Genomic DNA, 10,364 nt, shown 5'->3' on the forward strand with positions numbered 1-10,364 from the left:
GGATTAGACTTCGCAATGGCTGAATTGTATGTGAGTAGCGAAGATGAGAAAGCCAATTATCCTCGCTTTTATCGTCAGATATTAGACAAATTAGCAAAAGCGCAACGAGTATTAGCAAGACGTGTGAAAGATTCGGAGCGCTGGAATAAACAACGCATTCGTGTCGCGAAGTTGCATGAAAAAGTCGCCAATCAACGTAAAAATTTCCTTCATCACAAGTCTAAAGAATTAGCTACGAGTTTTGACGCTGTAGCAATTGAAGACTTACATATGAAAGGAATGTCACGAGCACTACGCTTTGGTAAAAGTGTAGCGGACAACGGTTGGCGGATGTTCACGACATTTTTAGCATATAAGCTACAAGAACAAGGAAAACAGCTTGTAAAAATAGATAAATGGTTTCCTTCTACAAAGATGTGTAGTCGTTGTGGAAATAAAAAAGAACTGCGATTATGTGAACGCATGTATGCGTGTTCGTGTGGACTCACAATCAGTCGTGACTATAACGCAGCTATCAATATCAAAAAGGAAGCCATGCGGTTATTAGCATTGATATAAATCATGAGAAATAACCTTTGGAACAAGGGAGTTAGCTCGGCTGTCCTAGGACAAATTCGTTAGCTATCAAAAGTAGCGATGAACCGAGAAGCCCCCACTTTGGGGTAAGCTCGTAAGAGATACTAAGTGGTGGGTAGTTCACTAAAAGGTATTGAATCTAACATACTGAGCAGAACAAAAGAAATCATACTCTTCTCATTAGCGGTATTATTAGCCGGCATTGTTGGTGGCATTCTTTTAGCAGGTAGCATTCGTAAAGATACACTCAGTTTATAGCCGAATGAAATCGCAGCGCTATACCGGGAACAAATAGAAGAAATGGGAGAACAAATGGGTGCCTCCAGAACAACCGCAAGAAGATATTTAGAATAATTAGTAGCGACAAACGAATGCACAGTAGAATACACATATGGCATTATCGGACGACCAGAACGAAAATATCGCATAGGACGAGGGTTATGAAAAAACGATTATTAATATGTATATGGATCATAACAGGAGTAATAGCCGGTTGTTCTTCGGAAAAACCTCAAACGAATACAGTAAACATAGACAAAGTAGAAATCGTTGCGCCAAACGTTCAAGGAGCGGGATGGGACTTAACAGCGCGAGCGATGCAAAAAACGCTGACAGAAGAAAAAATCTTCACAAAACCAATTACTGTCACAAACAAAATAGGTGGCAGCGGTGATGTTGGATGGAAATATACGAAACAAAAAGGCGGTCACGTACTTGCGATTAACTCAAGCTTACTCATAACGAATAACTTACTAGGCCACAGTAAACTGACATATAAAGACTTCACACCGCTCGCAACATTAGCGTCAGACTGGGAAGTCGTTGTCGTATCAAAAGACTCAAACATAGAAAACGCAAACGAACTAATGGAACAACTAAAACAAGACAAGAAAAACTTCAAAATCGGCGTTGCCCCTGGCCTAGGAAACGACGATCACCTATCCTTCGTACAAGTAAGCAAAGCATTCGGCATGGACCCTGCAGAACTGGAATTCTTCGTCTACGAAAACAAAGAAAAAATCATAAACGCCCTAACGAACAAACAAGTCACCGCCGCAACAATGACCCTATCCGAAGCCGAAAAACAATACAAAGCCGGCAAAATAAAAATACTAGCCGTATCCTCAGAAAAACGGCTAGACAGATTACCAGAAATCCCGACGTGGAAAGAACAAGGAATCGACGTTGTATTTCAGCACTGGAAAGGAATTATGGGACCGAAGGATATGACTGAGGAAGAGGTTGCTTATTGGGATAGTATTATTAAGAAGATGGTTGAGAGTGATAGTTGGAAGGGGATTTTGAGAGAGAGTGGTTGGGAGGGGTTTTATAAGGGTAGTGGGGAGAGTAGGGTGTTTTTGGAGGAGAGTAGTCAGGAGTATGGGGAGCTAGTGGGGAATAATAGAAATTATTAAATCATACGGTATGGCGTATGATTTTTCTTTTATACATAGTTTGGTAAAATAGTAGTAATTGTAATTTATTGTAACGGTGGGGATGAAAATGTTAGAGCAACTCATAATTGAATTGGCTAAATCAACGAAGCAAGTTGAAAATATCCAGGGTGAAAAAAATTATTTAATTATAAACAAGGATGATGAAGGATTAGACGTTGAGATTAAACTTTCACGCGAGCAATATGTAAAGGAAGAAGCAACATCTTATTTTAAAGTGAGCTTTGAACTTCTTAAGAATGCTTGGAGAAAATTTATCGCTATGCGTACGGTAAAGAGTGAGGATTTTGGACAAGCAAGTAAAAGTGATACTTTCTTGGTGGCTTTCTTCTCGCAGATTCCATTTGTGAATGTAATGGAATCGAGAGCTATTACATTTAAAGAATTCCAAACTGATAATTTGCCATGTGAGCAGTATCATAAAGTTGTTGGATTTTTGGAAGAGGTAATAAACAATACGTACGATCCGAAAAATTTAAGTGATCACATTAATGGTAATTTGTATAGAGTTAAATCTAAAGGAAGACAAGATTTAAGGTTACTGGGATTTTTAAATGATAATCATGATATTGATACGTCTTTATTAAATGAATACATTGGAGAAAAGAGTAAGAATGATGTTATTCGAAAGCTAGTTTTAAAGCAGGAGTATTTTCAAATTGCTCTGTTTGTACTTAATCTTTTAAGAGTGTATCCGAAGGCTGCCAAGAAAGCTACTTTAGTKGATTTAGCGATGACAATTGTCCGAAACTCTAGAGGAGATAATTTAATGGTAGAATCAGTAGCGAAAGAGCGTACACATAATCTCTTAATGTGGTTTGAGCAATTGGAAGTAATTAATGCTGAATGGATTCCAGCCGAACAATACATAAAAAAGAATGAAGAAAAGGGCGGTAATATGAGTAGTAGTTTACGTGAAGGCTTTTTAAAGATAATGAAAGAATATTTGGATGCAAAAACAGAAAAATTTGCAGGACATAAATTAGGATTAACAGTCCGAAATGATATGGCAACAGAGATCATTCGGTTACCATTTATAAATGAGAAGCAGTACAGTGTGATAGGATCGGTTGGAAAAGGGAATTGGGCAACAGTTCCGTGGATCGCCCTAATGCATAGAGATATTACAACATCGACACAGAGAGGCTATTATATCGTCTATTTATTTAGCGAAGATATGCAACGATTATATTTGACCATTGGACAAGGTGTAACAGAAACAACTAAAGAAGAGATGCAAAAAATTAAAGAAGAGATTCGTGAACAAATACATATGTCTCAAAAGGTGAAAAAAGATGACGAGATCTTCCTAGGGACAAGTCTAAAAGCGAAAGGATATGCGAATTCGACAGCGGCTTATATTGCGTACGATGCTAATAAAATGCCAAGTGAAAAAGAGTTAGTAGAGGACCTAGAAGAAATGCTTCGCTATTATGAGGGATTCATAGCTTATAAAGAAGAAGGAACGAAATATGAAATGATTTATGAGAGGAAAGAAGTGTATTTAGATCAGCAATCAATTATCGATCATGTGTCTTCTTATATTCAAAGTAAAGGTTTCTTTTATGAGAAAAAGGATCTTATTAATTTCTTCCTTTCATTAAAGACGAAGCCGTTTGTAATTTTATCAGGTATTTCGGGTACAGGGAAAACGAAAATTGTTCAGTGGTTTGCGGAAAGTTTAGGAGCAACGGAAGAAAATGGACAATTTACGCTTATTCCGGTTCGACCTGATTGGAGTGATAGTTCTGATTTGCTTGGGTATGTGAACCTTCAAGGGGAGTTTCAAGAAAGACCGTTAATTAAGGTGCTTGAAGCTGCAGATTCAAATCCAAACAGACCTTATTTTGTAGTGTTAGATGAAATGAATTTAGCTCGAGTGGAATACTACTTTAGTGATTTCTTAAGTGTAATTGAGAGTCGTAAATGGAAAGATGGAAAAATTGTTACGTCACCAGTGCTTCCAGAATCAATTACAAATAAGCACATTACGATCCCATCAAATGTATATATTATCGGAACGGTAAACATGGATGAAACGACACATCCGTTAAGTAAGAAAGTATTAGATCGTGCGAATACAATTGAATTTAATACCGTTAACTTAGATTATTTTAATTTCTTAATGGATATGGAAGAGAAGGAAGCTGAAATTGTTTCTAATAGCTCTTTAGCAACCAAGTATCTTCATTTAAAAGAATGCTTTAAAGAAAACGAAGATCTTGTGAGAAATATCTCAACTATTTTAATAGAAATTAATAAAACACTTGAATCAGTTGGAGCTCAAGTTGGATATCGTATACGGGATGAAATTTGTTTCTATATGGCATACAACGAAAAAGGAAAGTTATTATCGTTTGATGAAGCGCTTGATTATCAAATATATCAAAAGATTTTACCGCGTCTTGCAGGGAGCGATGGACGAACAGAAGAGGTATTAAAGCAGTTGTATGTATTATGTGCAAATGAAGAATATGATAGCGGCAATAATGACACTTCATATGCTAAGTATCCTCGTTCAGCTAACAAGTTGTCTCATATGTTAAGGAGGTTCGAGTATGATGGTTTCACCTCTTTCTGGATCTAATAATGAAATAGAGCTAGTTAAGATTGAAACAGAGGAGCTATCATTGACGATTAAAGGAAACCCTTATCATGAAAAATACGAGAGTTTAAAAGAATATCACGCTATGAACGCGGATGAAATGATGTATTTTCATGTAGATGGGAAGACGGAATCCGTTTCTGTATTTGATGCGAGATTGAAGAGATTGGATGAATGGAACGAACATCCGCCAATTTTTTTTGAAAATAGAAGTTATCAGCTTGTTGTTGTTCCTAAAAATAATCGACAGCTGTCTTTTTATCATGAACATCCGGGGTTTCGAAAGCAAGTTAGTTCCATTCAAATGGGTTCACTTCATGTGTTAATGGGGAATCTTTCGTTTCCGAATGAAGTAGGAAATACAACGTTCGAAATTAAAGATGATAAAGATACTTTATTAACCGTTACATTTGAAGTTTTCCCGGCAAAACTTGATTATAAGGATGATTACAGAGCCTTATTAGATGAAGTAAATGATGAGATTTATAATTTAGCGTTTCATTTACTAAAGAGAACTTACTTAGGAGCATCTGCAATTTACGCTACAAACCCATCGAAGAGTGAGTTTTATCGTATTTTAAATGATTCCTTTGAGCGGTTTATGAAGTCGATCTCTCACATTAAAAGACAACCACATCATACGCTTATGACTAGACATCAACTTGTACGAGGAGAAAAAATTCGTAAATTGGATTCTGTCGGAATGAATTATTTACGAAAGCGACCACACTTGCTGCAAGGAGAAAACAGTATACCGACTAAAGGGATTACAGCTTATAAGGAAGTGTCTTATGATACGTTAGAAAATCGATTTGTTAAATGGATGATTCAAAGAGTTGTACATAAAATAGATGATTTACTTAAGGTGCTAGAACAAAAGTCTAGATATACACGTGGTGAAACGGATGAAGATTTGCTGGAACGTGTAAAAAATATGAAGTATCGAATGAAAAATGAATTGAACGATCCATTTTGGAGAGGAATCGGAAAATTAGATCGATCAGTCTTTTCACTCGTTATTCAAATGGCAGCAGGATATAGAGATGCGTATCAAATCTTCTTAATGCTATCGCGCGGTTTAACATTACGAGGACAAATTTTCAAAATGTCGGTAAAAGATGTCGCAAGGTTATACGAATACTGGACGTATTTAAAGCTTGGACAAATTTTATCCAAAAAATATATACCGCTCCATCAAGACGTTATTCAAGTTAAACAAGATGGTTTATACGTAACGCTTGATGAAAGTAAAACTGCAAAAAGAGCGTTCAAGCATCCAGTCACTGATGAAGTAATAGAGCTTTATTTCCAGAAAAGAAACGGTAGACTACCAACAGTTACACAAAAACCAGATACGATGCTCGCTATTGAGAAAAAGGGAAAGAACTATCAATATCAATACATTTTTGATGCAAAATACCGAATTGATTTTGCTGAAAGATCTCATTATAAAAGGAAGTATGGCACCCCGGGTCCAATGGAAGAAGACATTAATACAATGCACCGTTACAGAGATGCATTAGTTGTGGAACAAGAGGGACCTTTTGAGCGGACAGCTTACGGAGCGTACGTATTATTCCCATGGAACCAAGAGGAAGCGTACGAGAACCATCCATTTTATAAAAGTATCGAAAAAGTAAATATCGGTGGCTTTCCATTCTTACCAAACGCAACAAGACTAGTCGAACAATTTCTAGACCATCTCATTGAAAAAAGCCCAGAAGAAATTATAAGAGAAGGCATCCTTCCAAGAGGAACAAAAGAAGAATGGCACTCTTCAATAGAAGAAAAAGTATTAGTAGGCAGCGTAAAAACTGAAAGTGACTATGAAATATATAGAAAAAACGGCGTATATCAGCTACCAGTCACACAATTAAAACCAGGATGGCAAGAAGCAAAGTACATAGCATTATATGCACCGAAAAAATGGCATGGAGAAAAAGGCGGAATTCAATACGTCGCCAAAATCAAGCATATTCAAATGCCACAAAACGATGATTATGTACATTTCGAACTAGAGCCATGGAACAAACTAGACCACCTTATCCGCCCAGTAGGATATGGAATTCAGAACTACACAATAACAACTATGTCGTTATTAAAAGAAGTACAAGAACTCCCGGAACTCTTCATGAAATCAAAGGAAGAACGAACACTTTGGAAAACGCTGTGTCGTTTTACGAAACAGGTTAAGGTTGAGTTGGATCATCGCAATTTAGATGAGGCTTCTTCTATTAAGAGTTATTATGTGCAGGATGTTCAGATTAGGGTTGATTATGAGAGTGGGGTTGTTATGGTGGGGAGAGATGGGTTAGTTAAAGAAGTTCCTTTGGAGTTGGTTGTTGGGAGAGGATCGGTGTTGTTTAGGGAGGTTTTAGAGGTACTAAATGTTAGGGAGTAGTACTTAGATACAAAGGGGATTAAATAATGGATAAGAGACCAAATTTATTTTCATATGGAACGAGTGAGTTGTCGCAAGATGCTTTTATTTGTTGGCTAGTAGAGTGGGCGAACCCAATCTATAAAGAAATTGATGAATGCTTACATGAAGCTGGTATAGATTTTATTAGAAGAATATATGACTTACATAAAAAGACCTTTCCAGCTGTTATTAAAGAAGTTAAGATTACGAAACAATTTAAGGGTTTAGATATACTTATTGAAATTAACGGTAAACAGGCCATTTTAATTGAAGATAAAACGTATACAAAAGAACATTCTAATCAATTAAAGCGTTATTATGAAGAAGTGGTTAAACTAGAAGAATACAAAGAGAGCGACCTATTACCGATCTACTATAAAATAGGTAATCAAAGTGATTATTCAGCAGTAATTGACGCAAAATATATGTTGTTTACAAGAAAACATATGCTTGAATTTTTACAAGAGAATATAGATAGAGGAGTTCAAGATCAAATATTTTTAGATTACTATCTTTATTTAAGGGAAATAGATCAAAAATATAGTTCATATGAGACGCTTCCGCTAAGTGAGTGGAAAGGTGAAGCTTGGGAAGGGTTTTATGAGGAACTAAAGCAACGTGGGATCAAAGGTCAATATGGGTATGTAGCTAATCCGAATGGTGGATTCTATGCCTTATGGTGGAATGAACAAGAAGATAATAATTGTAAGCAGTATTTGCAGTTAGAAGAAGGACGTTTATGTTTTAAAATACATGTTGCTCATAAGGATAGAAGAAAAGAACTTAGGGATAAGTGGAGTAAAGCGCTAATCGAACGAAGTCATAATTATTCTTTCAATGTGGAGAAACCTAGGTTTGGTAATGGGCGATATATGACGGTTGCTGTGGTGAGGGATTATAGAGTGGGAGATGGAAAAGGGAGAATTGATATTCCTGGAACGATGGGAGTTTTAGGTGAAGTGGAGAAATTGTTAAAAATGATGGATGTTTAATAGTTCATGTTATTAAATTATAGATGTAATTGTGAAATAAATTAGATAAACATTAGTCGGATAAAGTGGATTGTTAGCTATGGGAAGAAGAGCATATGAGGTATATGCTCTTCTTTTTATTTGTAAATAACGTGGATGCGAAACTCTAAATGATGACCTCCACCCTGTCAAGGTAAAGGTCTTATTTTACCTCTATATTAGTGATACCAAATTCTTTCTATATAATCCCCTTGCACCTCCCCCAACGTCACCCCCTAACCTAAAGAAACAAAATAAAAAGGGGGACAAAACTAACCATGAAAACCACCACAAAAGAAAAAAGAAACACCATCATCATGCTCCTACTCTCAGCCGCAATAGGAATCTTTTCACCACTACTCATGTACATCACGTTGGCACGTAAAAATGAGGTGTACAAATACCATTGCCGAAAAGCATTCAACTTTCATTTGTTAATCCTTCTTCTATTTAATATTAGTTCGCGTATTAGTGATGTTTTGTTTTGGATCGTATTTACCTTTGAGGTAGTTCAAGTGATCATTGTTGCGTGGAAAGTAATACRCGACGAACCATATCGTTATTTCATTCGAATTCCGTTATTTAAAGAAGATAAGTATGCATTGGAAGGAGAATAGGCGATAAAACAAGAAGTGAAGATAAAGGGGAAGCGAATTTTTATCATAGTTGCAGTATTGTTTATTGCGATTTATATAGCCTTACGAAAAAGAAAATATGAGTATTTTTATGATGGTATTAGTGAGTATGAAAATCGTTATAGAGGTAATGTTCCTTTTTTATTGCTTTTTGTAGGTTTGTTTCAATATTGTAGGCAGAATGGGATGAGTTTTTCTCATATGCTTCAGTATGTGAAAGAGAAGTTAGCGGAGTAGGTGATGATATGGCGTGGATGATTAGTGAGTTTGCAAGTGTTCGGGGATGTTACGGTGCGGACGCTTCGTTATTATGACAAGATTAATTTATTAAAGCCGAGCGATTATACTGAGGGCGGGCATCGGTTATATACGAAAGATGATTTGTATGTGCTGCAACCAATTCAATCGTTTAAGCATCTCGGTTTTTCGCTTGGGGAAATTCAAAATATTATATTGCATCGTGATATAGAGACGGAAGAATTTTTAAGACAAATGCATTTTCAAAGGGAATTGCTTTTGGCAGAACAAGAAAGAATTGCGAAGGTACTTTCGCATATGGATGAGATGACGAAGAAGTTTCAAAAGGAAGAACGAGTGGATATCGCTTTGTTCTCTGCGTTTCTGCAAACTTTTATATGGGAGAAAGAAAATAAAGAATGGCTAGAGGAACACTTTTCAAAGGATAGTGTTCAAGTGTTTTATAATGATAAGGATTTAAAAGAAAAGTTTGATTGGCGATTTATGGATGTGATAGGGAAGTTAAAAAAATTTAAGAAAGAGGAGAAGGATCCGAATCATCAAGACGTTCAAGTTACCTTGAAGAAATTCTTCAATTTAATAGAAGAAATAACAAATCATCTAAATAAATCTCAAAGTGAGATAGAAAGTATAATTAAACAATCAAACCTCCCACTATCCGAATTCCCAATCCTCTTCACCACCGAAGAAGAAAACTATATAAAAAAAACAACAAAGCAGTTTAACAACTAGTTAAACTGCTTCTTCCATTATAATAAAAGAAAAACCTAACGGAGGAACCCCCCATGCCAACCTACAACAAACTAATCCGAGACAAAATCCCGCAAATAATAAAAAACAACAACCACAACAAGAATTCTACCTAAAGATGAATACATAAACGAAATCTGCAAGAAAACACAAGAAGAACTATCCGACCTACTAGAACTAATAAACGCCCTAGCCGAACACGAAGGCACAACACTAGAAGAAATCAACAACATCCGAAAAAAGAAAGCAGAAGAACGAGGCGGCTTCTCAGATCGGGTCTTACTAATCGAAGTAACCGACAACTAGCCCCTTACATACCCCTTGCAAGCCCCTACCAAGTAATAAATCACTAAGAAAAAACACAACAAAACAAAAACAACAACAAACACCGTAGTAGTAGTCAAAAAAAAATTGAAATAACACGCCAAAAACCCGGACCTCCTTCCTATATATAGTACATAGAGGGAATTTTCATTTTTGAATGGAGACGGGAGGAACTTTGATGGCGGTGTATCGTAATGTGCAGGTGAATTTTTGGCAGGATGATTTTGTTTTGGATTTGACGCCGGAGGAGCGGTATTTTTATGTGTATTTGTTAACTTGTTCGAAGACGACGCAGTGCGGGATTTTTCCGTTTCCGAAGCGGTTAGCTGA

Annotated in this window: 7 protein-coding genes and 5 pseudogenes; all 12 read left to right on the plus strand. The window is 36.4% G+C overall.

Translation table 11 applies throughout. The annotated features are described in order from the left end of the window. Window positions 1-558: RNA-guided endonuclease InsQ/TnpB family protein (locus AC1DTM_RS12525; RefSeq protein WP_477000279.1), on the plus strand; the 558-nt coding region annotated here is incomplete at its 5' end. 141 nt (window positions 559-699) lie between these two features. Beyond that, a pseudogene (locus AC1DTM_RS12530) lies at window positions 700-831 on the plus strand (Two-component sensor kinase citS); the annotation flags it as partial. Window positions 832-867: 36 nt separating this feature from the next. After that, window positions 868-1,020: pseudogene (locus AC1DTM_RS12535) on the plus strand (DNA-binding response regulator); the annotation flags it as partial. Then, window positions 1,017-1,991: a tripartite tricarboxylate transporter substrate binding protein gene (locus AC1DTM_RS12540; protein WP_477000280.1), complete on the plus strand. Its 975-nt coding sequence runs from the start codon at window positions 1,017-1,019 to the stop codon at window positions 1,989-1,991. The pseudogene AC1DTM_RS12535 and the gene AC1DTM_RS12540, both read left to right, overlap by 4 nt. Before the next feature lie 88 nt (window positions 1,992-2,079). Next, window positions 2,080-4,617: an MrcB family domain-containing protein gene (locus AC1DTM_RS12545; protein WP_477000281.1), complete on the plus strand. Its 2,538-nt coding sequence runs from the start codon at window positions 2,080-2,082 to the stop codon at window positions 4,615-4,617. After that, window positions 4,592-7,036 (plus strand): DUF2357 domain-containing protein, encoded by a 2,445-nt coding sequence (locus tag AC1DTM_RS12550; RefSeq protein ID WP_477000284.1) that lies wholly within the window; start codon window positions 4,592-4,594, stop codon window positions 7,034-7,036. Before AC1DTM_RS12545 ends, AC1DTM_RS12550 begins: the two co-directional genes overlap by 26 nt. 26 nt (window positions 7,037-7,062) lie before the next feature. Further along, the gene (locus tag AC1DTM_RS12555; protein WP_477000282.1) at window positions 7,063-8,049 is read left to right on the plus strand and encodes a PD-(D/E)XK nuclease family protein; all 987 of its coding nucleotides are present in this window, start codon (window positions 7,063-7,065) and stop codon (window positions 8,047-8,049) included. Between the two features lie 296 nt (window positions 8,050-8,345). Continuing rightward, the gene (locus AC1DTM_RS12560; protein WP_477000283.1) at window positions 8,346-8,684 is read left to right on the plus strand and encodes a magnetosome magnetite crystal formation protein family; all 339 of its coding nucleotides are present in this window, start codon (window positions 8,346-8,348) and stop codon (window positions 8,682-8,684) included. 3 nt (window positions 8,685-8,687) lie between these two features. Next, window positions 8,688-8,939, plus strand: coding sequence for a hypothetical protein (locus AC1DTM_RS12565; protein WP_477000285.1), 252 nt, complete (start codon window positions 8,688-8,690; stop codon window positions 8,937-8,939). A gap of 8 nt (window positions 8,940-8,947) precedes the next feature. Further along, window positions 8,948-9,692: pseudogene (locus tag AC1DTM_RS12570) on the plus strand (MerR family transcriptional regulator). Between the two features lie 53 nt (window positions 9,693-9,745). Then, window positions 9,746-10,016, plus strand: a pseudogene (locus AC1DTM_RS12575) (nucleoside triphosphate pyrophosphohydrolase). Between the two features lie 196 nt (window positions 10,017-10,212). After that, window positions 10,213-10,364, plus strand: a pseudogene (locus AC1DTM_RS12580) (DnaD domain-containing protein); the annotation flags it as partial.

Source organism: Bacillus sp. P4_D3 (assembly GCF_056401855.1).

What these genes read in the sequence shown, in the direction of transcription:
- AC1DTM_RS12555 (WP_477000282.1), top strand. Translation starts at nt 7,063, where the DNA reads ATGGATAAGAGACCAAATTTATTTTCATATGGAACGAGTGAGTTGTCG.
- AC1DTM_RS12540 (WP_477000280.1), top strand. Translation starts at nt 1,017, where the DNA reads ATGAAAAAACGATTATTAATATGTATATGGATCATAACAGGAGTAATA.
- AC1DTM_RS12550 (WP_477000284.1), top strand. Translation starts at nt 4,592, where the DNA reads ATGGTTTCACCTCTTTCTGGATCTAATAATGAAATAGAGCTAGTTAAG.